17 protein-coding genes, 2 tRNA genes and 1 other RNA gene are annotated in these 25,026 nt (G+C 29.7%); 5 read left to right on the plus strand and 15 right to left on the minus strand.

Annotation, left to right across the window (positions count from 1 at the left end):
* Positions 1–91: 91 nt before the first annotated feature.
* From ACNQ2T_RS01065 to gltX, 4 genes are all read right to left on the minus strand, one after another.
* Positions 92–2,770 (minus strand): hypothetical protein, encoded by a 2,679-nt coding sequence (locus ACNQ2T_RS01065; protein ID WP_418035781.1) that lies wholly within the window; start codon positions 2,768–2,770, stop codon positions 92–94.
* A 327-nt stretch (positions 2,771–3,097) separates the two neighbouring features.
* The gene (locus ACNQ2T_RS01070) at positions 3,098–5,359 is read right to left on the minus strand and encodes a 5'-nucleotidase C-terminal domain-containing protein (RefSeq protein WP_418035782.1); all 2,262 of its coding nucleotides are present in this window, start codon (positions 5,357–5,359) and stop codon (positions 3,098–3,100) included.
* A gap of 182 nt (positions 5,360–5,541) precedes the next feature.
* On the minus strand, positions 5,542–5,976 hold the full coding sequence (locus ACNQ2T_RS01075; RefSeq protein ID WP_416755312.1) for a hypothetical protein: 435 nt from the start codon (positions 5,974–5,976) through the stop codon (positions 5,542–5,544).
* Positions 5,966–7,387 carry a glutamate--tRNA ligase gene (gene gltX / locus ACNQ2T_RS01080; RefSeq protein ID WP_418035783.1) on the minus strand — a complete coding sequence of 474 codons (1,422 nt, stop codon included), beginning with the start codon at positions 7,385–7,387 and terminating at the stop codon, positions 5,966–5,968. The genes ACNQ2T_RS01075 and gltX overlap by 11 nt, the downstream gene beginning before the upstream one ends.
* A 403-nt stretch (positions 7,388–7,790) precedes the next feature.
* Here gltX and ACNQ2T_RS01085 point away from each other — a divergent pair, with 403 nt between their 5' ends.
* The 3 genes from ACNQ2T_RS01085 (at position 7,791) to ACNQ2T_RS01095 (ending at position 10,410) form a co-directional block, all read left to right on the plus strand.
* Entirely contained in the window at positions 7,791–8,348 is a 558-nt protein-coding gene (locus ACNQ2T_RS01085; RefSeq protein ID WP_418035784.1) for a hypothetical protein, read from the plus strand.
* A gap of 318 nt (positions 8,349–8,666) precedes the next feature.
* Positions 8,667–8,742: transfer RNA gene (locus ACNQ2T_RS01090), tRNA-Lys, on the plus strand.
* A 156-nt stretch (positions 8,743–8,898) separates the two neighbouring features.
* Entirely contained in the window at positions 8,899–10,410 is a 1,512-nt protein-coding gene (locus tag ACNQ2T_RS01095) for a YitT family protein (protein WP_416755298.1), read from the plus strand.
* 36 nt (positions 10,411–10,446) lie between these two features.
* Here the strand turns inward: ACNQ2T_RS01095 and ACNQ2T_RS01100 are convergent, their stop codons facing one another.
* The 5 genes from ACNQ2T_RS01100 to ACNQ2T_RS01120 form a co-directional block, all read right to left on the minus strand.
* Positions 10,447–11,562: a 5-methylcytosine restriction system specificity protein McrC gene (locus ACNQ2T_RS01100; protein ID WP_418035785.1), complete on the minus strand. Its 1,116-nt coding sequence runs from the start codon at positions 11,560–11,562 to the stop codon at positions 10,447–10,449.
* A 54-nt stretch (positions 11,563–11,616) separates the two neighbouring features.
* Positions 11,617–11,691, minus strand: a tRNA-Thr gene (locus ACNQ2T_RS01105).
* Between the two features lies 1 nt (position 11,692).
* Positions 11,693–12,064: a transfer-messenger RNA gene (ssrA, locus tag ACNQ2T_RS01110) on the minus strand.
* A 15-nt stretch (positions 12,065–12,079) separates the two neighbouring features.
* The gene (gene smpB, locus ACNQ2T_RS01115) at positions 12,080–12,514 is read right to left on the minus strand and encodes an SsrA-binding protein (protein WP_416755294.1); all 435 of its coding nucleotides are present in this window, start codon (positions 12,512–12,514) and stop codon (positions 12,080–12,082) included.
* Between the two features lie 67 nt (positions 12,515–12,581).
* Positions 12,582–14,636, minus strand: a complete 2,055-nt coding sequence (locus tag ACNQ2T_RS01120; protein WP_418035786.1) for a GmrSD restriction endonuclease domain-containing protein — start codon at positions 14,634–14,636, stop codon at positions 12,582–12,584.
* 250 nt (positions 14,637–14,886) lie between these two features.
* Between ACNQ2T_RS01120 and ACNQ2T_RS01125 the strand changes: the two genes are divergently transcribed.
* Both ACNQ2T_RS01125 and ACNQ2T_RS01130 read left to right on the plus strand, forming a co-directional pair.
* Complete coding sequence (locus ACNQ2T_RS01125; RefSeq protein ID WP_416755292.1) at positions 14,887–17,376, plus strand: valine--tRNA ligase; 2,490 nt, start codon at positions 14,887–14,889, stop codon at positions 17,374–17,376.
* Complete coding sequence (locus ACNQ2T_RS01130) at positions 17,364–18,194, plus strand: bifunctional 5,10-methylenetetrahydrofolate dehydrogenase/5,10-methenyltetrahydrofolate cyclohydrolase (protein WP_418006121.1); 831 nt, start codon at positions 17,364–17,366, stop codon at positions 18,192–18,194. Before ACNQ2T_RS01125 ends, ACNQ2T_RS01130 begins: the two co-directional genes overlap by 13 nt.
* A gap of 71 nt (positions 18,195–18,265) precedes the next feature.
* Here the strand turns inward: ACNQ2T_RS01130 and ACNQ2T_RS01135 are convergent, their stop codons facing one another.
* The 6 genes from ACNQ2T_RS01135 to argS form a co-directional block, all read right to left on the minus strand.
* Positions 18,266–18,640: a hypothetical protein gene (locus ACNQ2T_RS01135; RefSeq protein WP_418035787.1), complete on the minus strand. Its 375-nt coding sequence runs from the start codon at positions 18,638–18,640 to the stop codon at positions 18,266–18,268.
* Between the two features lie 119 nt (positions 18,641–18,759).
* Complete coding sequence (locus tag ACNQ2T_RS01140; RefSeq protein ID WP_416741616.1) at positions 18,760–20,712, minus strand: DNA topoisomerase subunit B; 1,953 nt, start codon at positions 20,710–20,712, stop codon at positions 18,760–18,762.
* A gap of 137 nt (positions 20,713–20,849) precedes the next feature.
* Positions 20,850–22,040: a thermonuclease family protein gene (locus ACNQ2T_RS01145; protein WP_418035788.1), complete on the minus strand. Its 1,191-nt coding sequence runs from the start codon at positions 22,038–22,040 to the stop codon at positions 20,850–20,852.
* A 43-nt stretch (positions 22,041–22,083) separates the two neighbouring features.
* On the minus strand, positions 22,084–22,950 hold the full coding sequence (gene fba / locus ACNQ2T_RS01150) for a class II fructose-1,6-bisphosphate aldolase (RefSeq protein ID WP_418035789.1): 867 nt from the start codon (positions 22,948–22,950) through the stop codon (positions 22,084–22,086).
* A gap of 9 nt (positions 22,951–22,959) precedes the next feature.
* Positions 22,960–23,220, minus strand: coding sequence for a DNA-directed RNA polymerase subunit delta (rpoE, locus tag ACNQ2T_RS01155; protein ID WP_416755284.1), 261 nt, complete (start codon positions 23,218–23,220; stop codon positions 22,960–22,962).
* Positions 23,221–23,264: 44 nt separating this feature from the next.
* On the minus strand, positions 23,265–24,926 hold the full coding sequence (gene argS, locus ACNQ2T_RS01160) for an arginine--tRNA ligase (protein WP_418035790.1): 1,662 nt from the start codon (positions 24,924–24,926) through the stop codon (positions 23,265–23,267).
* Positions 24,927–25,026 lie beyond the last annotated feature (100 nt).

The following is a 25,026-nucleotide window of genomic DNA, read 5'->3' on the forward strand; positions in this document are numbered from 1 at the left end:
GAATACATTAATTTTTTAAACGAAAGGAATTGTCCTAAATATCTTTATTAGTTCGATAAAAAAGCCTATGCCATAGGCATAGACTAATAAATTATATGTATGTAATGTGAATGTTGTTAAAGTAACTATCAGCTTGAATTGCATCTTTAAACTTGGTTGGAATTTTGAGCTCTTCTAAGCCAATATTTTTAAGAGCTTCTAGATTAATTTCTTTGGTATTCTTATTAAATATGATTTTCTTTATACTATATGGACTCTTTATTTCATGGCCAACTATATTTTTAAAAATATTAGGATCATCAAAGTACATTACATTAGATTGAGAAAGGTCAATGGCGTCAAAATATGATACTGTCTTATATCATTTATTAGTATTGCTATCATATCCTTTAACATTGTGCTTACAGCTAAATAAATCATCAATAGATGTAATATTTTGTGGCACATATAAAGTGGCTGGATAAGCGCTTTGTGATACTTTCAATGCAATTGCATCTATCATATTTGTGCCACTATAAATAATGCTATTTTCATAGTTATAGAATATATGGTCTTTATCATAATCTACTCAATATGTATCATCTGTAGTTGGGTTATAAACGAAGTTAAGTAAAACATTATTTATAGATATGCTATCAGGATATAAGGCAAGAATAGAAAGATTGAATGCTTTATTATTTTCATCAGTATCGTCACTCTTATTGCCAGGAACTCCTTTAAGGAGATACATTAGATTATGTTGTTTGAGGAATGTAACTAATTGAGTAACTTTAGGAGTAATTCAAGCATCGAAATCAAGTGCATTTGTAAGCTTGTTAAAAGCTAGAGAATATTTTGAATGTAATAAATTTAGTTCATTTAGCAAGTTGACATAATTACTCTTATAATCAATTTTAATAAGTTTGTTAATAACTTCAAATATATCACTTTGATTCAAGCCTTTGCTTAAGTCTTCATAATCTTCTTGGTACTTGTAGGCTATATATTTGTTGAATGCAGTAGCAAGGTCAGGACTATTAAAGAATGTGCTATTATCAATGTGATTATAAGTCTTGATTAAGAAATCTTTAGCAGCATTTGAAAAGGCTTCCTTATTTGCATATTTATTTACAAATTGTTCAGCTTTTACTTTGTATTCTGCTGTTATGGCATTATCTTGTTCAATGACATCTAACTTAAGTCCTACAATAATTTCAAACATCTCTGGATTTAAGAATATATTGTAAGTAGATTCTATAGTACTATTTGAATTCTTTTCTAGTAGAGCAGATAAGAGATTTGAGGTTTTAACAAAATAATCTGAACCAATATAAGTTTGATATACATCATTATTAATTGCATTAATATAGTTTGTTAGCGCTTTGAAATAAGCAACTATCATATCAGTCTTTTCGCTATCTTTAGCAATTGATTCAAAATCCTTTACAACTGAATAAATATTTTCAAGAGTTAACTTAGCATTTTTGCGAGCTAATGAAGCTGCAATTGGTAGATTTTCTTTTTCCACAAAGAAATTAGTTGGTATTGCCTCATATGCTTTGGTTAATTTTTCTTTATTACTATCACTTATAATAATAGCAGGACCAATTACTGTAGATGAAATAGATTTAACATATTTAAAGTTAGGGTAAGTTTTGCTAAAAATTTTTGAAACACCTTTAAATTCTAGACTGTAATTTAATATTAAATCACGACTGGTTTCTGGTTTAGTGATTGAATCAACTTTAAAATTAACAACAGGTTGTTCACTAGTATATCCAAAATCTGATTTATCACTGATATCTTGACGATTTAATTCACTTGGTAACTTAGCATTAATGGTTTTAACTTGTAAAAATGCTTCATTGGCTTTGTTTAAGATTTCTTCAAAATTAATTTTAAATCCGGTATAGCTTTTACTAAATCCTTTGTTAACATCTCCGGCAACAATATTGTAATGCAGTACTAAAGTATTGCTATTAATGTCTTTATGAATTGAAACAGTCTTAAATGAGTATTTACTATCTTTTGGATAATTAAAGTCAGAATTATCATCAATATTAGATAAGTAAAGTTGATCAAGAGACTTGCCATTAATTGTCTTGATTGAATTAAATTCACTGTTAGCCTTAGTTATTAAATTTTCTCAATTAGGCTTAAATCCAGTATAAGTACGCGTAAAATCTTTTGTTACATATTTATATGTAATACTGTAAGACAAGGTAACTGTATCATCCTTAACTACAACATTTTTTACTTTAAATGTAGCATCATTAGCAGGGAAATTAAAGTTAGAAGTAGTATTTATTTCACTAGCTAGTAATTCATAAATAGGTTTGTTATTAATTGTTTTATTAGCTAAGAAATCATTATTTGCTTTTGTTATGATACTATCATAGTCAGCTTGAAAGCCTTTTAGTCTAAATCCTCGATAAGTTTTTTCAAAATGTTTAGTTATACCTTTGTAACTAATTGAGTAGTGTAGAACTAAAACGTTGCTAATTCCTTTGTTAATAGAATCAACTGTAAAAGTTGAATCAAGGTCTGGATAATTAAAGTCAGAGTTACTATTAACATTTTCAATAACTATTTGATTTACTGGTTGACCATCAATAGTATTGATACGATTAAATTGTTCTGCCTTTTGTACGATTTCTTTACTGATTTCTTCGCTATTATTTTCCGAATTTGGCTTACTGCAAGCCTTTAAGGGAATAATAATTGCACATAATAGACCAGTAACTCCAAGCGTCACACCCCCAGCAAGTAGAATTTTTGATCTTTTGTTCATTTTTTTCTCCTAGAAAAACACTTGTTTTTCTATTTTTATTATATTAAATTGACAAATCTATATCGCTATATGAAATTAAATTGTGGAACAAGCAAGCATAATTTTTTCACCTTATTTATAGGCATTTTAAGAATGTGCTTATAAAAATACATTTTAAAACTAAGTTTATTTAGCGAATTATTTTGCTGCCAAATTGACTTTTATAGCTAAAATTAAGTTAAATATAATTTTTAGTTATAAAGCTTTATGCAAATAAAAAACTACATGAATATTATTTTACTCATGTAGTTTATATCTTTAATCCTATGTAATAGGCACTATATTATTTTAGTCAGCTGTTGGAACTGGTTTTTCTCCAGCTTCAGCAGGAATGTTAACCACTTGTCCTTTTAGTGTATCTTTATTTGCAAATTCATCAAATGTTTTTTCGAATTTACTTGCATCTAATTTAACATCAGGTGTTAAGATGTGCTTTACAAATTTAATTGTTTCTTCAATTAAACTTAGTCCTTCATACATTAATTTAACTTCATCTTTATCTTTTACATAGTTAAGCATTGTGTAACCATCTCCACCTGCAGCTAAATAGTCATTTGTACAGATGTAGTAGTATTTGTTAGGATCAATAGCTTTTCCATTAATCTTAATTGTACCTTCTTTTGCTTTTCACATGTATTCTTGTTTTTGTGTTTTAGGGTTTAATTCCTTATTAATTTCAACTTCATATGTAACGTTTGAAGATAATTGTGAGAATCCACCTGATCTAGCTTTAGAAAGTCCGTATTTAATAGCTTGTAAAGCTCTATCACCTTTAACTTGGATTACATTAGGTCTATTTCCAAATGGTGAAATTCCTCTCATTTTTCCATATGTAACTTCACCTTTAGTGATGTTTTCACGTAATCCACCACCATTCATAAGTCCAAATGTATTATCTAGTGAAGCAGCTTCAGCTCCTTCTTGTCCTTCTCAGGCTTTGGTATTCATGTAGTTTCATGCAGCAGCATTAGTAAATAACATACCTAAAGTTGTAGGTTCAACTCTACCTCTTCAGTATGGCACTCCATCAATATTAACGCTATCTGTGTGCACAAAGTCTTGTGTAGAAGTGAAAACTACTTTATCATTTTCAGCTTTATAAATGTCTTCTAGTGCTTTAAGAAGTTTTTCGTTTGGACTATTAGGGTCAATTACATCATTAATTGTAGCAACAGCAATTTCGTACATATCTCTAAGCACTTGTTTTTGACTAACAATTTTACCTGTTTGGGTATCAAATTCAAGTTCGATATCTCCTAGATATTTAGTGTAAGCTTCGGTTTGTGTTACATAAACATCTTTATTATCATTGTTATTAATGTGGATTAATGTGTGTGAGTGTCCATCTAAAATTAAGTCTAGTTCATTATCAGTGTGTGCAGCTAAATATTCAGATGTTCAAGCAGCATTAGATCTTCCTTTACCTAAGTGTGCGATACAAATAATAAAGTTAATATCTGGGTGTTCTTTTCTAATTTCTGCTACTACTTTTTTAGATTCTTCAACTGGTTCTGTAAATTTAACTAGTCTTGAGTTTCTTGGGTGAGATGTAACACTTGTATCAGGAGTTGTAAGTCCAAAGATACCAACTTTAATTCCACTTTCTAGTTCCTTAACAATATAAGGTTTGAAAGCACGTTGTCCAACTTTGCTTGCATCATATCCTTCAACTGATTTTTGATCTTCTGCTGATAATTCTTTATAGTAAATATTAGCTGATAAAAATGGCATAACTTCTTTTTCTTCATTAAGTTCTGCGTTAAGGTCTAAAACGTGTTTTAATCCATAGTCAAATTCATGGTTACCTACAGCTATAGCTTCATAGCCAATGTTTCTAGCAATGTGAGTAATTGTTTTACCTTTATCAGTATCTGAAAGAGGTAATCCTTGAATCATGTCTCCAGCTGAAAGAAGTAAATCACGGGCTTTACCATTTAAATATTCTCCAGTGCGGATCATACCTGAGTAAAGTGAGTATTTTCCATCATCCATCTTAATTCTTCCATGTTCATCATTAGAGTGGAAAATTTTAATTGTTTTAATTCTTGAGTTAGCATCTTTTTCAGCTTTTCTTAAAAGATTAAAGGCTTGGTCATGTTTAACACTTAATGGTTGTAATTCATTTGTAACTCTAGTTTTAAGTTCGTTAATACCTTTAGTTTTTTCAGTTTCATCTTTTAAGCCTTTAACTTCTTTAAGTTTTAATGCTAGTTCTTTTAGTTTAGCATCATATGCTTTAGAAGCTTCTTTGTATTGATCTTTAGCAACAGCTAAAATGGCATTGGCTGTAGCTGTTTTTTCAGCTTTTAATTTTTCTAATTGTGCTTGAACATCTTTAAGTTGATCAGCACTTCCTTTACTATCGTTAAGTTGAGCTTCTAATGCAGCAATTCTGCTATCTAAGCTACTTTTTTCACCTTTTAATTTATCTAATTGAGCTTTGATTTGATCTTTTTCAGGATCGTTACATGATACAACTGCTAATGGTAAGGTAATTGCAGCTGTACCAAGAGGCATCAATTTTAAAAATCATTTAGTTCTGTTTTTCATATATGTTCTCCATAATTTTGCGTATTTAATTGAATACTACTTTGATTTTATAATAACCAGATAAAGGTAAAAATAAATAGATAATAAATGTGGAAATATATTTGTTTTTTCCACATTTGTGAGAATTTCCACATCATTTGCATAAGAAAGATATAAAAAAAGCTAGTATTACTAGCTTATTATTATTCAGATAAAGTTAATGTTAAATCAAAATAACTAGCAGGAGTTGCATTATCTGGTGCACAGATAAAGTACTTAAATTCATACTTATTTTCTTCCTTAAGGAATTCAGAACAATATGTACGCATATTTAACTCGTGTAGTTGTTTAGTTTTAGGATCTAAGAAAGTAACATTAACTTCACCAAAGGCATTGTGTTTGATTTGGACTGTGGTTTGATTGGTATAAACCCAAGCTTCAGAATCATAAATATCAATCCGATTGGTTTCGTTATATTTTGGCTCTTTAAAAATCAATTCTACAGCTTGTTCTTCTTCGTTTCAGTTACGATTAACAGGCGCATCAAATTCAATAATTTGAATTGCTTCTTCATTAATCTTTTCTTCACCATTTTCTGTAAAAACAGGCTTTATTATAGACTTAAAATTAATTTTCATAGTGAGCTAATCTTTCTTTAATTACATCAGCACCAAATAGTCAAATAGCTTTAGCTAATTCAGGCCCATGTGAAACACAAGTAGCAGCAAGTCTAATTGGCATGAATAGATTTTTACCTTTAACACCAAGTTCTTGTTGAGTTTGATTAATTGCTTCTTGAATGCTTGAAATAGTAAAGATATTATTAGCTAAGTTAGCTTTTAAATATTTAGTAAATGTAGCAACTGTTTTTAAATCAGCTTCATTAAATTCTTGTTTTTCAAATGAAGGCTGCATGTATAAGTCTAAGTGAGATTTTAGTTCACTTGTAGTAACCGCACTAGATTTAAATGTTTCAACAAAAGTATCTAATCAGTCAGCATCAAAAGCACTAGCATCTAGGTTCATAAGTTTAATTAACTTATCATTAGGTTCGTTTTTAAGGTATTGTTTTGAGAATCAATCCATCTTAGTAATATCAAATTTAGAAGGGCTTTTTGATAGTCTAGCTGGATCAAATTTTTCAATAATTTCAGCTTGAGACATCACTTCACTAGCATCAGCTGCAGTTCATCCAAGTAAAGCTAAGAAGTTGAAAATAGCTTCAGGAATGTAACCTTCATTACGGTAGTCTTCAATAAATTGTTTAGTTTCTAAATCACGCTTTGAAAGTTTTTTACCTTCCATGTTAGTAATAATTGTCATGTGACCAAAAGCTGGAGTATCTCAGCCTAACGCTTGATATAAAGCAAGTTGTTTAGGTGTATTTCCGATATGTTCTTCACCACGTAAAATGTGAGTAATTTCCATATCATGATCGTCTACTACTACAGCAAAGTTGTAGGTAGGATATCCATCTGATTTAAAGATAACTCAATCAGCAATTTCATCAGAATTAAAGCTAATTCTATCTCTAACCATATCATCTCAAGCTAATTCAACATTTTTAGGCATAACTAGACGATAAGAAAATTCACCAGCAGCATCTCTTTTAGCTTTTTCAGCATCAGAAATTTTTAATCAGTTTTTGTTATATCTAAAACTTGGAATTCCTTTAGCATCTGATTCAGCTTTTTGAGCTTCTAATTCTTCAGTAGTATCATAAGCTTTATATGCTAAACCTTTAGCTAATAATTCTTCTAGTACTTGGTTATATCTGTCTAACTTTTCACTTTGACGATATTTTCCATATTTAGGATTTGGATTAAGTGGACTTTCATCAGGTACAATTCCTAACCAAGCAAGGTTAAGAAGTTGAGATTCCTCACCACCTTCTACATTTCTCTTAACATCTGTATCTTCTAATCTAAAAACAAAGTCACCATTGTAGTGTTTAGCAAATAAATAACAGAAAAGGGCTGTTCTAGCTCCCCCAATGTGTAAATATCCAGTAGGACTAGGTGCATAACGTGTTCTAACTTTTTTAGTCATATATTCTCCTTTAAAGTAGTTAAATTATAAATTAATTTAGATATGTGTTATTAAATTTCTTTAAGGCTTTATTTGCTTATTTGTAAGCAGAAAATAAAGCCTAGTAATACTTAAAACATTGACTGGGATAGATTTTTCAATATTAGTTATTAAGATTATTTACTACCACACAACTGTTTAATATGAATATTAAAAGAATATAATTAAATTAGGAGGTTATAAAAAGTATCTATTTTTATATTTTTTAAACAACAATTATTAATTACCTGAGTAATTGAATTAGTTAATTGGATACAAATTAATTAGCCTATAACATAGGGATATATATTTTGTTATATTACAATGTACTTAGAAATCTAAATTTAGAACAATTATGAGGGTAAAATTAAAAAAGGAGATTACAATGTGACGTAAAAACTGATTAAAATTCTCAACCTTATGTGTCTATTTAGTTATTTTATTTTCTATTATAATAGCCTTACCTATTTATTATCTCGATTTAGTTCCATCAGAATGACCAGGCTTGCCAGAAGGAATTCATAAACACTATGGTGGTGGAGAATTATATATCTTTAAAGATTTTGGCTTTTGATACATACTTAGTTTATTTATATTAACAAATAATATTGTCTATTTACGTTTAAATAAAAATAGTTGATTTACATGCCTTCTTCCATTTTTCGCTGAAACTATCAAGATAGAATATTCATTTACTTATAAAATGAAATTTATTACATTTCTATTTGTGTATGGTTTTATAGCAATTATATTGATCACAGGAACTGTTTTACAATTTGTCTTTATCTTCATAAAAACATATCCAGTAAATTCTATAACTATTATTGCACTTGTTACAAGTATATTTATGGCTCTTACTATTTTCTTATTCATCTGTATTCTAGTGTTTGATGGTTATCAAAAAATAGCTTTAGCTAAAAGAAACAATAATGTAGCTGCATAAGTAACATAAAAATTATGAATTTATAAAATTTCAATTTAAACCAAACATAGTCACATTTTCAAATATAAGATGTGACTTTTGTTTTAGTTTCAAAAAGACTATGCCAAATCAAGCACAATATAATTAGGTGTATTTGTCTTATATAAATAGCATTTTGCTTTGATAGCTTATTTGTCATTAACAAATCGGACCTGAAATATTATTTCAAAGCTATCTAATTAGTAAGGGCTTAAATTGAGTTAAAGTATCTACTTGCTTAAAAATATAAAAAAGAACATTTTTTATTATCACATATAAAAAAAGTTCTATAATAATACTGCATCGTTAGCTCAGTCGGTAGAGCAGCTGGCTCTTAACCAGCGGGTCGCAGGTTCGAACCCTGTACGATGTACCATTTCATCTTTGATGACTAATTCTAGCCTAGTTATGCTTAACTAGGCTTTTTAATTAAAATTTTAGTGCTATAGGTGCTAAAAAGTAGTAGAATAAAAAGGATATTAGCTGTTGCTAATAATCTTTTTTATTTATTTTTTAAGGAAGGGAGGAAAAAATGAAAAATATCTTTTCTAAGAAAAAAGAAAAATCAAATGATAGCGAATTTAACCAAGAAATGCGTAATCTAGTTGAAGGATATGATCAAAGTGGTGCAGCACATATTCAAAAACGTAACACTTTATACAAAAGAACTAGAATGTCTAACTTTGGACTTAAATTAAATCGCTTTTACTCACAAATGCCAATGTGAAAAATAGTTACAATCACTATAGTAACAGCTATTTTCTTTGGGATTATCAGTGTTTTCTTCGTTAAGAACGTTGGTATTTATAACTTTGGTTTAGCTGCTTTTGGACAATCTGCTGCTAAAATCATTGTTGTTAACTTAAAAGAATCTCAAGTTAGCGAAACTGTAAGAAACTTTATTGACCAATTCATTTTCTGGGTTGCTTATATTATTTTAAGTATTCCTATATTTATATTTGGATATAAAAAAGTTGGTAAGTTATTTACAAACATTACAATTTTATTCCTAGCAGTATCATCATTAGTATCATTCTCAATCGGAATGATTCCAGGAGCTAATGCTGTTTACATTATCGGGGATTATTCAAATGTTAATGTTAAAAACTTCTTATCAGACTATAAGAAATCATTAAGTAGCATTATTCCTATGCAATGAACAGGGGCTGATGCAGGTAACACAATTGCCTTAATGCTTTACTCAATCGTATATGGATACATGCTGGCTTACATTTTTGCAATTATCCAAATTATTGGTGGTACAGCTGGAGTTACTGGGGTTATTGGGGAATGATATGCTAATGCAAAACAAAAATCATTCGGTGCTATCTCAGGATACATGAACATTATTATTGTCTTTATAGCTGTTGCTATCGGGTCATGATTACCAGGTTCATTATTATTACAAGATGCAAAAACAAATATGACTGAAGCTCAAAAAGTGTGAGCTGCAAGTTTAACAGCTATTCAATCTAATGCAGAAATAACAACTGTAGAAGGACTTAAAGCATCAGTATCTGAAGCTGCAAAAAACATTAACGGAATTAACTTAACAAACTTTAATGAATTTAAGGACATAGATTGAAAAGCTGCATTTAATAATAAAGCTGACCTTGTAAATTACTTATCATTAAGCAAGGATTTTGCAGCTGCAAATGAATTATTTAGCAAAGCTTGATCATTTGAATTATACTTATCACCAAACTTTGTTGCTACAATTTTAGTTAACGTAGTTTACATCATGATGCTTGATAAGCTATATCCTAAATTTAAACTTGTTCGTGTTCAAATCTTTACAAAGAATGCTGACTTGATCAGAGATATTATTAACAATGATAATAAAATTGTTACAGGTATGACTATATTCCCTGCAAAAGGTGGATATAAAGGTGAAGACCTTCAAGTTATTACATCTATCGCATTATTTAGACACGTGCTTCGTATTATTAAAGACGTACGTAAATGCGACGAAAATGCCTTTATTTCAGTTTCAGAAATCAAGAGCATTGATGGAAATATCTACTTACCTGAAGATAAATTCTAAAATTATAATAATAGAGCTACCTAATGGCAGCTCTTTTTATTTAATCTTATTTTCTAGCAATGTATATATTTGACTGAGAGAATTTTCATCTAAATGTCCAAGATGAAATGGGATGAGCAGAATTGAAATTTCAATTTCTTTACTTAGACAAAACCAAGTAGCTTTCTTTTCTTTGTAAACAATTTTTTCTTCATGTACTTGATTATCAAAAGAAGGATAAATTAAGAACCCTTTCTTTAATTTTAAAGCTTGACAGTATGCTAATAATTGATAAAGATTCGCATTATGAATTTTATATTGTCCATTATTATATGTTTTGGGAATAATGTGCTTAATTTCAATTGCACAGGTTGGTTTGTTTTTATGTGAAATTAATAAATCTGGCTTAAAATCAAAAGTATTAGTTAGATAACTAGTGCTTGAAACTTTAGTTAAGATATTATTGACCACAGGTTGATAATGAACATTATCACTACTATTAGCTAGGTAATTTTCGATAAGACTATAGATAAAAATTTCAAATAAAGTAGTCTCAGGTATATAAAACTCTAATCGTCCATTTAATTTAACACTACTAAAAATAGTTGTATAAAACTTATTGATAAATTTTAGCCTGAAATTCAAATCCTCTGGTTTGATAATATCAAAATCATTTTCTAGCAATTCATGGAATTTATTGCTTCCATTTGCTAAATTGAACAGATAAGTTAAGTAATCAGCATTATTTTGCAATTTCTTAACTAATTGTAATGAAGTAGTATCTAATACATATGTCTTTTTTACAGCTTTTAAATATTCTTTTATTATGTAATTTAGCTTAAAGAAAATATTAGTTTGTGCTTGAGTTTTATCACTATCAGAATGAAGTATTTGGCAAAAAATCAAGAATAATCAACTGTCAAAATCACTACGGAAATTAGCATTTTGATTTCCTTTTTGATTTCCACGGTGATCAGTTATGCAATAAATATTATGGTATCAATTTAATCCATTATCTTTATTATGCAGAAAATGCTCAACACCTAATAAACGTAATTTCTGATTTTTATCAAAGAATCATTTTTGTGAAGCAACATTAGCATTAGTGATGATTTTATAGTTTGCAGAGCTGAAGAAAATGAATTCTCAATTTATATCTTTTTGTTCTTTCATAATTTAATTATACCCAAATTTAAGGCATAAAAAAATCATGCACAGCATGATATATGGTGCCCCTTATGAGAATCGAACTCATGATGGTTGGTTACGAGTCAACTGTTTTACCACTAGAACTAAAAGGGCATGGTGGAGATAAGGGGAATCGAACCCCTGTCCACATTATAAAGGACTTACTACGTCTACAGTTTAGTTTGCTTTTAATAACACCATAAGCCTAAAGCAAACTAAAAGGTTTTATGATGTGTGACAAATTTCATGCAAGCTTGTCAACCTTTGCACTATCCTCTAACCGACTTATAAAACCGAGGAATTTCTTATAAGCCACTAGTTCGCAAATATTAAGCGAAAACTAGGTTTGTGTTGTTGTAAGCAAAAACCATTGGGTTGATGCTTGATTCTTTTTTAGCGTTTCCGTTTAAAAAGTCTAGAAGTATTATAGTCTACCAAACTACTGCAATAATAAGGCTCCATAACATGTCGAAACCATTATATCCCCATAAAGAAAATTGTATTAAAATAATAAAGTTTTAGCAATTTTTTTATTGACTTCTTCTTTAATAATTTTAGCACGCTTATCATATTTTTTAAGCCCACGTGCAAGGGCTATCTCTACTTTAAGACGTGACTTTTCATTGAAATAAATTTTAAGTGGAATGATAGTTAAACGTAATGTGTCTTCTTTAAAACCAATTTTACGTATTTCGTTTTTATGCAAAAGCAATCTACGATCTCTGGTTTCATCACATTTTACTTGCATATATTGCTTAAAATAAGCTTCTTTAAGGTACATTTCACCTTTATAGATTGAGCAAAAGGCATTAGTAATATCAATGCTTGAAGCACGTGCTGATTTAACCTCTCAGCCCATTAACTCAATTCCAGCTTCAAATTTTTCAATGATTTCATAATCATGATAAGCTTTTTTATTATTTGCTACTATTTTCATATACCTATTTTACCTTAATATTGGTACTAAAGTCAAATAAAAACAGCTATTTATATAGCTGCTTGAATTATTTATTCTTGTTAAATGATTGAGTAATTAAATCAAAGGCATAAGTTGGGTTAGTATTATTTGTGAATGAAAACTCACTTTTACCTAAGTGTAGATGTCCAATATTTGTTACATCTCTACAAATTTGCTTAGAGTCATTAATTTCATTTATATTTAAATGTAGCCCAACAACAATTTTAGATACTCTTGGAGCTAATGATAAGAATGATTTATCTTTGATTTCATAAACAATATAAGTTTTGGTGATATAACGATTCACATCTTCTGATAATGACATAGCATAATCATCAATCATATGAAATATATGTAAAGATTCCTCACTTGTATTGAAGTCATTAATTGTATATTGTGCTTTTTGTTTAGGCACAAAGTCTTTTTCAACAGTAGGAAAAATTCAAATTTTTACTGCTTCTTGTGCTAAGATTGAACCTCTTTTATCAATTTGATCAGGGTTTCAAACTTGTATATCATTTTCAATAAAATATTGATTTAACTTGTAAGGAGTTTTTTGAATTCCACCCTTCATAGTTAATTTTGTTAAGAATGGTCTATTGCTTAGCTCAGAATTATAGTTGGTTAAAGTTAAATTTCCTATTCTATCACGATATTGTTCCTGGATAGAACGATAATTCTCTCCCAACATTTTTTGCCATTCAGCTCCTAGACTCCCTTGAGGTAAAATGTGCTCAATTGTAGCTGTATCAATATTAATATGATTTTTATTATCATATTCTTCTAGAGATTTTAAGATGTACTTCTTATTTAACTTCTTATAAACATTGAATGTCTTAAAGTCTTGCATGAATTCATCATCTCTTGGAAATCTGTCTTTATCTCTTAAACTAAAGAAATACTCATTAATAGATTTTGAGAAGTTATTTAGGTCAAGATGGCTAATTAATGAAGCAAATATTTTATTTAATCTATTACTTGGGAGGCCACATACATTACGACGTATAATGAAACTAATTGATAATTGTAGTCCTAAACAAAGATCTTCTTGAGTTATTTTTCCGGCTTCAAACAAGTCAATTAATTGCATAAAAAATGGGTAAGTAATGTTAATTTGTAGTCCTTTTATGTTACCTAGAATTGAGCTAACTTCTTTATCATTTCTATAATATCCATTAATAATTTGCTCGTATATTATTGCTTTTAAATAGAGGTCTTTGCAGACTTCTAGATTTTTATTTTCAATTGTTAAATTATTAAAGTATGCTTGGAACTGTTCATATAATTGATCTTTATTAGGAATAACCCTAGTCTTCATTGTTAAATAATCGCGTATAAAATTATCTGCAATTTCATTATTAAATGTATTGTTAATTGTAAATAATTCCTCTAAATTAATTCAATAATCATTGTAAATATGTTCTTGCTCTTTATATTTTAAGTTCATGAGCAAGTAATTTCTTATTAAATCTGACCCAGTTAAATTCTTTCCTGTTGAGTTAAGAGATTCAAAAATAGATTGTGAATCTTCATTTTCTTTATTTAAAATAATTTGAACTAGGCAAATTTGATTAATAGCTTCCACTAATTCATTACATTTAATTTTTGAATTTTTGATTTTCTTCATAAAGAAATCATAAGCAGACATGATTAAAGATGCTTTTTTGTCATGTGGTTTATTTTCTATTAAAGAAACTAATGCTTCTTGGTCATTTTTCCTTGATTCAATCCGATTATAAGTATTTTGTCTGGTTGATATAGTTAAATAAGTGTCTTGAATTATCTGTGCTTCATAATTTTGTTTATTATCTAAATAATAATCCCTCAAAGCTGCAAATAAGATGATAAATGTGGTTAATCTTTGCTGTCCATCAATGATAACTAAATCTTTAATAAGGCTTGCCGACATTTTTTCTTCTACAGAAACCATTGCTCCAATAAAGTAATCTTTCTTCTTAAAATTATGTATTTTAATAATATCATCTCATAGTCTAGACAATTTTTTTTCAGTTCAACTATAAGGCCTTTGATAAATGGGTATGATGTATTTAGTTTGCTCTGCAGATAATATATCTGATATATAATTTTGTGCTGTTTCCATAATTGTTACCATATCTATTATATATTTATCGAACCTAATTGGAAACTAAATAATTAAAGGGAGAAACTTAATTTTTAATTAACTATTGAAAAATAATTTTTTAATGCATATTTATGGGCATAGAAATTTCCAATAAAAAATTATTACCTTTTTTATTTAAAAATGTATAATACTGCCCTTTTTTGCAAAATACTATATAATTATATTAAATATATTTAGTATATAAATTTTGAAGAAAATTAGGAGAAAAATGGACAAATCATACAACCATAAACTTGTTGAAGCTGGCATCGATAATAAATGGCAAGCTAAAAAATATTTCCAAACTCATGATGAGGCTAAAAGACCTTTTACAATCTTATTACCACCTCCTAATGTTACAGGTAAATTACACTTAGGGCATGCTTTAGACGTATATATTCCTGACACCATTATTCGTTATAAGAAACTAAATGGTTTTGATGTACTTTGACTTCCAGGTATGGATCATGCTGGAATTGCAACTCAATCAAAAGTAGAAGACGAAATTTATAAAAAAGAAGGCCTAAATCGTCACGATTTAGGACGTGAAGAATTTATTAGACGTGTTTGAGAATGAAAACATGAATATGCAAATTTATTCAGAAAACAATGATCAACAATTGGATTAGCCTTAGATTATTCTAATGAACGTTTCACCTTAGATGAAAAAGCTAATGAGGCAGTCTCAAAAGTATTTGTTGACTTATACAATAAAGGCTTTATTTACAAGGGAGTAAAAGCAATTAACTGAGACGTTAAATTGCAAACAGCTCTTTCTAATATTGAAGTAAATAATGAACCTACAGAACAAAAAATGTATTACATTAAATATCCAATTGAAAACTCAAATGAATATTTAGTTATTGCTACAGTTAGAACTGAAACTTTACTTAGTGATGTGGCTGTAGTTTACAATCCAGAAGATACTCGTTACCAACATTTAGCAGGTAAATACGTAATTCACCCAGTTACTGGAAAACGTTTACCAATTATTGCGGATAACTATGTAGAAATTGGCTTTGGATCAGGATTAATGAAACTTAGTGCTCATGCTGAAGCTGATATTGAAATTATGCAAAAACTTGGTTTTGAAATTTTAGAAACCATTGATAAAGCTGGAAAAATTAATTATCCAGAAAATGCACTCTTCCATGGAATGGAACGTTTTGCAGCTCGTGAAGCTATTGGACAATATTTAGCTGACAACAACTTACTTGAAAAGGTTGAAACCACCATTTCAAATGTGGGAATTTCAGATAGATCTAAGACACCTGTAGAAATATTGGTATTGCCTCAATGATTCGTTAAAATGGAACACTTTAGAGATTTAATCTTAAATGACTTAGATTCAGGTAAGGGAGTTGAATTCTTCCCTAAACGTTTTGAAAACACCATGAGACAATGAATGGAAAATGTTTATGACTGAACTATTTCAAGACAATTATGATGAGGGCACAGAATTCCTGCTTGATATGACGCTGCTGGTAACATGAAAGTGCAAGTAGCTTGCCCCGGAGAAGGCTGAGTTCAAGATCCTGACGTGCTTGATACATGATTCTCTTCTGGATTAGCTCCATTTGTCTTTTTAGGATGACCTCAAGATGATAAATTGGTTAAAAGATACTATCCAACTTCTTTATTAGTTACTGGATATGACATTATCTTTTTCTGAGTTGCTAGAATGTACTTCTTTGGGCTTGAATTTATGGGACAAAAACCATTTGATGAATTATTACTTCATGGATTAATTCGTGATGCTCAAGGTAGAAAGATGTCAAAATCATTGAACAATGGTGTTGACCCAATGGATATGGTTGATAAATATGGATCAGATGCTTTAAGATGATTCTTAATTACCAATACAACTCCTGGACTAGATATCAAGTTTAGTGATGAAAAAGTTGAAGCAGCTTGAAGAGTTAATAATAAACTTTGAAATATTGCTAAATATATCTCTGATTTACCAGACAATGACTGCGATCAAACTGATGCAGATAAGTGAATAATGGAAAAATTAGCTTATTTAGAAGCTAAAATCAATACTCACATTAAGAGCTATGATTTTGCTGTGCTTGGAACTGAAATTTATCGTTATTTATTTAACGACTTATCAGGTTGATATGTTGAATTTTTAAAGACAGCATACTCAAAACAAAGTGCTATGGAAGTGCTTAGAAAGACCTTAATTGTGCTTCATCCATTTTTACCATTTATCACAGATAGACTATACAGTGAAATCTTTAAGGCTGAATTACTAGAACAAAGCTGACCTAGCTTTGAAATTGAAGCTCAAGCTTCTTATATTAACGATGTTATTTCAGTAGTTACTGAAATTAGAAAATATCGTGAAGACAACAACATATCTAAAAAAGAAATTATTTTATATAACTTAGTTACTGAATTAAACCCAAATGCAATTGCTATGATTAACAAGATGGCTTATGCACAAGTACAAGCTAACCTTGATTATATGATTGCACTGGAAAATAACACTTTATACATTAAACAATCTGATGAAACTAAAGCAAGAAATAAAGAAATGCTATTAGAAAAGATTGCTTTTGTTAAAAGTGAAATTGCCCGTGCTAAAGGCATTTTAAGCAATGAAAAATTCGTTGCTAAAGCACCTAGAGATAAAGTTGAAGCTGAAGAAAACAAACTAAAGAAATATAGTGAAGAACTAGAAAAATACGAAGAGGAGCTAAGATGCAAATATTAAGTGGAAAAGAATTAGCCAAAAGCGAATTAGCAAAATTAAAACAAGAACTAATCGACTTAGAATTACCAAGAGCCTTAACCATGGCAATTATTCAAGTTGGTGATAATGAAGCTTCAAATAAATACATTAAACATAAATTAAAGGTTGCTGAAGATTTAGGAATTGAAGCAACTTTATACAAATTCCCAGAAGACATTAGTCAAGATCGTTTATTAAAGAAAATGGATCGTATTAATGAAAAACACGATGGAATCATTGTGCAATTACCATTGCCAAAACACCTACCTACACAAGTTATTTTAGATGCTGTTCCATATGATAAAGATATTGATGGATTAACAAGCAAAAATGAATTCAGATTATATAATGATCAACCTGAAAAACACTTTGTACCAGCCACAGCCCGTGGTGTACTTGAATTAATGGAATACTACAAAATTGATGTGGAAGATAAAAAAGTTTGTGTTGTAGGTCGTTCACATGTTGTAGGAAAACCTCTAGCACACATTATTAAACGTATGGGCGCTACTGTAGCTACATATAACGAAGAAACTGGAATTAAAGGAATTGAATCTGGTGATATTGTTATTGTAGCAATCGGAGTAGCTAAATACATTAAGGCTAAAAACTTAAAAGAAGGTGCTATTGTAATTGATGTTGGTACAAACTTAGATGATAAATTAACTAGCGAACTTTGTGGTGATGTTGATTTTGAAGATGTAAAAGACAAAGTAGCAGCAATTACTCCAGTTCCTGGTGGAGTTGGACCAATGACAGTTGTTTCATTAATGAAAAACTTAGTTGATATTATTAGATAGAAAGTGCAATTGCACTTTTTTATTTGCAAAATAAAAATCCCTATCTGATAGGGATAAAGGGATTTATAATGCTAATTAGTTAGTTTAATTTCTTTTAAAGCTTGATAGCGACATGATAAAACTAAATAAATTTTTAAATTGCGATTTAAACTATTAATTGAACTATCCTCGCTTGCATATAAAATAATAAGCAAGCTAATTAATCTAGCTAAGAAATATGCATCTATTAGGATTAGGGCCAATCAGATTAAAGCAGCAGCAATACGTTGCGTAAGGCTTGAAAATGTTTCTCCGAAGCATGCCAATAAGAATGCCACAAGAAATGCTGCTAATAAAAATGAATTTAGCACAATAAAGGTAATAGTTCAGGTTTTATTTTTAGTATTTTTAAATGATGTAATAAATTCACTAGCTTTAGCATTTAAGTTAGTGTTTTGTTCTTTCATAATTCTCCTTATATTCTTATTATATAGAATATTTCCATACATTGTGAAATTAAATCTTTTTGACCTAAATTTCAGAAGCAAAATTAAAAACTCAGAGGGCTACTCTGAATTTTGAATTATTATAAATCGATATTTTTAACGTATTTAGCATTGGTTTGAATGAATTCACGTCTTGGTTCAACACGTTCACCCATTAAGGTTTCAAATACTTGATCAGCTTTATAAGCATCTTCAATTTGTACTTGAAGCATCTTTCTGTTTTCAGGATCCATAGTTGTTTCTCACAATTGTTCAGGGTCCATTTCTCCAAGCCCTTTGTAACGTTGAATAGTAATCTTAGTATTTGGATTTAAATCAGCTAAAATAGCATCTTTTTGTGCATCGTTGAAAGCATATGCAACAAACTTGTTTTGTTGAATTTTATATAGAGGTGGTTGAGCAATATAGATGAAACCATGTTCAATTAATGGTTTAAAGTATCTATAGAAGAATGTTAAAAGTAGAGTTCTAATGTGAGCACCATCGACGTCAGCGTCCGTCATAATAACAATCTTGTGATATCTAAGTTTATTAATGTTAAAGTTATCTCCAAGTCCTGTTCCAAGTGCTGTAATTAATGAAAGAATTTCTTCATTAGCAAGCACTTTTTCTTGACGAGATTTTTCTACATTAATAATTTTCCCTCTTAAAGGTAAGATAGCTTGAGTTTTTCTATCTCTACCCATTTTAGCACTACCACCAGCTGAGTTCCCTTCGACTATGTATAGTTCAGAAATTTCTGCATTTTTAGAACTACAATCTGAAAGTTTACCTGGAAGACCACCACTTTCAAAAACATTTTTACGTCTAGCATTTTCTCTGGCTGCATTTGATGCTAAACGCCCTTTTCTAGCTGTTGTAGCGATTTCAATAATCTTCTTAGCTAGTTCAGGGTTTTCGTTTAAGAAACGCTCTAAAATAGGGCTAAATACCTTGTTTACAGCTTGTCTTGCATCTTTAGAACCAAGTTTTCCTTTAGTTTGCCCTTCGAATTCAGGATCTGGGTGTTTAATTGAGATAACTGCAGTTACACCTTCAAGTAAGTCATCACGAGTGAATTTTTCAGCATCAGTCTTAATAATTCCGTGTTCAATTGCATAGTTATTAATTAGTCTCATTAATGAATCATAGAATCCTGATACGTGGCTTCCACCTTCGTGAGTTGAAATGTTGTTAGTATATGAAATAACATTCCCACGGTATAAGTCTGCTAGATATTGCATTGCAACTTCTACACCAATAACAACATCTTCATCTTTGTTGTTTTTAGCTGTGTATTCACCTTCAGCATAAATTACTGGTGTAACAGGTTTATATCCTTCATTTAACTCATTTACGTAGTCAATAATACCATTGTCGTATTGAAATTCAACTTGTGTATTGTCACGTAAGTCAGTAACTGAAACATAGAGTCCTTTATTTAAATGAGCAATTTGTTTAGCATGGTCAATGATTAGTTCCTTATCAAAAGGAAGTTGTTCCATAACTAAGTAATCAGGGTGGAATTGAATTTTTGTTCCTGTTTCTCCAGGATTACATGTACCAATTACATGAGTTGATTGAATAGTTTTTCCACCATTAGCAAACTCTGCAAAATAGATGTTTCCATTTCTCTTAACTCAAGCTTTAAATGAATCACTTAAGGCATTAACTACAGAAGCTCCAACCCCGTGCAATCCACCTGATACTTTATAGGCATTAGATTCAAATTTTCCACCTGCATTTAGCTTAGTTAAAACAACTTCTAACGCTGAGATCTTAAATCTTTCATGTGTGTCTACTGGAATTCCACGTCCATTATCTTCAACAATAATTGAATTATCAGGATTAATGGTAATATCAATTCTGCTTGCAAATCCAGCCATACATTCATCCACAGAGTTATCAACGATTTCTCAAACTAAGTGGTGTAGTCCAGATTTAGAAGTAGAACCAATATACATACCTGGTCTTTTTCTAACGTGTTCAAGTCCTTCTAGAAATTGAATATTACTTGCATTATAGTTATTTTGTTCTTTATTTTGTTCGGCCATTTTAGCTCCAATTCTAATAAATATTTATATTTATTAGAATTATACCTAAATTTTAACTTTTTCCAAATTGCACCAGTTTGACAACAAAAACAAATAAGCCTATGGGGTAGATAAAAAAATAGCAAAATTGCTATCTTTTAATCAACATGAAAAACATTATTAATATCTTCTTTTCAAAATCCTTTTTTCTCAGCTTGCGCTTGTTTTTGGACTTCGATTATATACTTGTAATATTCTTTTTCTAATGATGTCTTAGTATAGTAAATAGTTTTCTTAGTGTTATCAATATATCAAACACGTGCCATACCATCAGCAACTTGCCTTACACCAAATTCAGTTGCAAAATCTTCTTTGGAATTTGAAAATAAGAATGTAACTCATCTACCATAAATATCAGTTCCAGTCTTATGGATATAAAAGACTCAGTTTTCTTCATCTAAAATATTCATAAGATTTTGCTTAGCAGCTTGGGCATACTTATTTTCAAGCTTAGCTAACTTAGCATCTTTTTCAGGTTTACCTTTAAATGTTTCAGGAGTATCAATTCCTCTAAAACGTAGGCCTAAAATTCTACCAATGTTTTCTTTATGATTTGCTTCTTTTACATGGAGTGGTTGTTCAGCTTTGCTAGTATCTTTACCACTATCTGGTTGTCCTAAAAAGATATTATAAATAGTATCTCCATCTGCAACATGATTATCCATTAAGACTACATAATTTTGAGGTAAATGATCTCTCATAAATAATTTATATCTTAGCAATGCGTGATTGTAAAGATTATTAAAACTTTTAGCATCACTATTAGCAATAAAATCAAATCTGCTATTAGCAAAATCATTATTTAACTCCTGCATAAAAGCTTTATATTTTGCTTTACTATCAGCTAGTTTTAAGTCATTTTGAAGAATAAAATTAGATTTTTCAATCATTTTATCTAAAGAACGATTGAAATGCATCCAAGCTTCAACTAGGTCATGATCTAGTATATTTTCATTTGAAAACACCTTGCTCATAGCCTTAAAGTTATTTTCTTGTTGTGTAATATATGCTTTAGCTTGCTGCTTGTTTGCATCCCTTTGTTGTCCTAAAGTATCTATTTTATTTACTTGAGTGTTGAGGTAATTAAGTAGTGGTTGATATTTAACAACTTCCTTATGATTTAATAAGTTTTCTCTAGCGTACTTAATTGCTTTGGAACTTAATTCTTTAAGTTCACTATCAGGTTGTTGATTTTCATTTGTTTTAGTCTGATTACATTGAGTGGCAACAGTTGGGATAAGTGCGCTTAATACAACTGTTGGTAAAAGTAGTTTTTTAAATTTCTTCATATATTAATTCTATTATTTTTCTAAATAAGCAAAAGAAAAAGGCCTAAGCCTTATCTTGTGATCCAAATTCAAGAACTTTTTCTTTAATTACTTTACACATAGCTTCATATCCAGGTTTGTAAAGCTTTCTAGGATCATAATTTTTACCTTCTAGGTCTTTATTTGAAATAATAAATTCTCTGATTGCTTGATGATTTGCAAGTTGAAGTTCAGTATTAACATTAATTTTGGTTACACCAAGAGAGATAGCTTTTTGAATTTGATCTTTTGGAATTCCACTTCCACCATGAAGCACAATTCCCATTCCTGTTTCAGTAGCTAGTTCAGCTAGCACATCAAAATTAAGTCCAGCTCAATCTTTTGGATAGATTCCATGAATGTTTCCAATTCCAGCAGCTAATACAGTAATTCCTTGTCTACTTAATGAAACAGCTTGATTTACATCTGCAATTTCACCAGCTCCAATTATTCCATCTTCTTCACCACCAATTGAGCCAACTTCAGCTTCAACTGACATATTACGACTTGCAGCAAGGAAAACAAGTTCTTGAGTTAGTTCCTTGTTTTCTTCAAATGGTAAATGTGATCCATCAAACATAATTGATGTAAAGGCTTCTGATTTAATTGCTTCGACACAAGCATCAAATGAACCATGATCTAAGTGGAGAGCAACTGGAATTGAGATTTTGAAATCTTTAATCATTCCAAGTACCATACCTGAGACAGTTTCAAAACCACCCATGTATTTTAAAGCACCTTCAGAAACACCTAAAATTACAGGTGATTTCATTTCTTCACAAGTTAATAAAATTGCTTTGGTTCACTCTAAATTATTAATGTTAAAGTGAGGAATAGCATACTTACCTTTTCTTGCTTTTTTAAGCATATCTTTTGCATTTACTAAAGCCATAATTACCTACTAAAATCCAGTGTTTTTACCTTGTCATTTATCATTAGCTGTTCTTTGGAATCTTTTATCAACAGTTAATAAACGATGTAATTCACCCATCTTTGTTTCTCTTACTTTTTCGTAAGGTTTTTCTTCAGTAACGAAACGTTCTTCTCAGTCTGATTTTAATTCGTTTTCTACAGCATCAAAGATTTCGAAAAATGTAAATTCTGCTGTAGGGTTTGAATTTACTTTATTGATTGCAATTTCTAGCATTGTTCTTTTTGACATATTTTCCCCTTAAAGTATTTCTATTATACTTGATTATTTTAATATTACATTGATTTAGGAGCTGAAACCCCAATAAGTTTAAGTCCTAATTCTAAAACAATTTGTACAGCTTGAACTAAGTAAGCATAGGTACTTTGATCTTGATGGTTAAGTAACTTAGTTTCTGCATAAAAACTATTGAATAGTTTAGCTAAGTTAATTAAGTATTGAGTCATTAAGTTAACTTTTGTAGTTGAGATAATTGTTTTGATTAACTCATCAAAGTTATCTAGTTCAACAATTACTTTTTTAGCTTTGTCAGTGAATTGAATGTTTTCATTAATAGCTTCTTTATTTAGTCTTTCTAGTAATGAAATGGCTCTAGAGTGAGCATATTGAACGATGAAAACTGGGTTCTTAGAATCTTGCGAATTAGCAAAATCAATATCAAAGTCAAACTTGTTATTGATTTCTCTAGTTAACATCATAAATCTAATAGCATCAGTTGATGAAACATCCATTAGGTCAGCTAAAGTAACGCTAGTTCCAGCACGCTTAGACATTTTAAACTCTTGACCATCTTTAATCAATCTAACTAATTGAATTGTTAGAATGTTTAGGTTTTCAGGATTAAATCCTAAATATTGCATAGCTATCTTCATTCTTTGAATGTAACCTGAGTGGTCAGCACCAAAGATGTTAATTAAGTTGTTGCATTTCTTAAACTTAATTTGGTGATAAGCAATATCTGGTAAGAAATATGTATAGTCACCATTTGATTTAACAAGAACACGATCTTTATCATCACCTAAGGCTTCGGTTTTTAAAAATAGTGCACCATCTTGTTGATATGTAGCATCTTTTGCTTTTAAATCTGCTAATGTTTGTTCAATTGCACCTGAGTTCTTAATTGCTTTTTCACTTGAGAAAGTATTAAAGCTAACATTGAAGTGTGCTAAATCATCTTTAATCTTATCTAACATGATTTTTGTAGCAATTGTTGCTAATTGTTCACGTTTTTGATCATTTAGTTCAATAAAGAAATCTCCATATTGATCTTTAATTTGTTGAGCACCTCAAATAATATCGCTTCCTCTGTAGCATTCTTCAGGCATTGGATGTGAGATATTAAATAATTCACAGTATCTAACTCAAATTGAATTAGTTAACACGCTAATTTGATTTCCAGCATCATTAACATAATATTCTGCTTCAACATCATATCCAGCATGTCTTAAGACTCTAACTAATGAATCACCAAAAGCAGCTCCTCTAGCATGTCCTACATGTAAGAAACCAGTTGGGTTAGCTGAGACAAATTCAACATTTAATTTGTCACCTGCAATATAGTTTCCTCCAAAGTTATCTTTAGCTGTAATTACTTGTTGGATAGTTTGCACAAAAGCACCATTAGCTAGCACTATGTTTAAAAATCCAGGACGTGCTACATCAATTTGACTAAATAAGCTATCTTGAGCAAGAATTTGGGCAATTTTTTCAGCAACAATAGTAGGATTTTTTTCTACAGCATATTGTTTTACAATAAAAGCTACATTAGTTGAGAAATCATATTGAATTTGATCTGTGTTTAGATTTTCTGGCACATTTGGTTGAACAACATTAAAATTTAGATTTTCAATTTCTAGTTCTTGATTGAAAAAACTTTGATCTTGTAGTTGTTTTAAAGCCTGATTAATAGCAAGCTTTACTTTTTGTTTTAATGACATCATACTCCTTAAATATAGGTAAATTAATAATTTTTTATATTATATAAAATTATTAATTTTGTATAGTTTGAAACATTAAAATTTTTATATCTTATATATA

It is taken from the genome of Mycoplasma haliaeeti (assembly GCF_048284645.1).
In the GTDB taxonomy this organism is placed as follows: Bacteria; Bacillota_I; Bacilli_A; order Mycoplasmatales; family Metamycoplasmataceae; genus Mycoplasmopsis.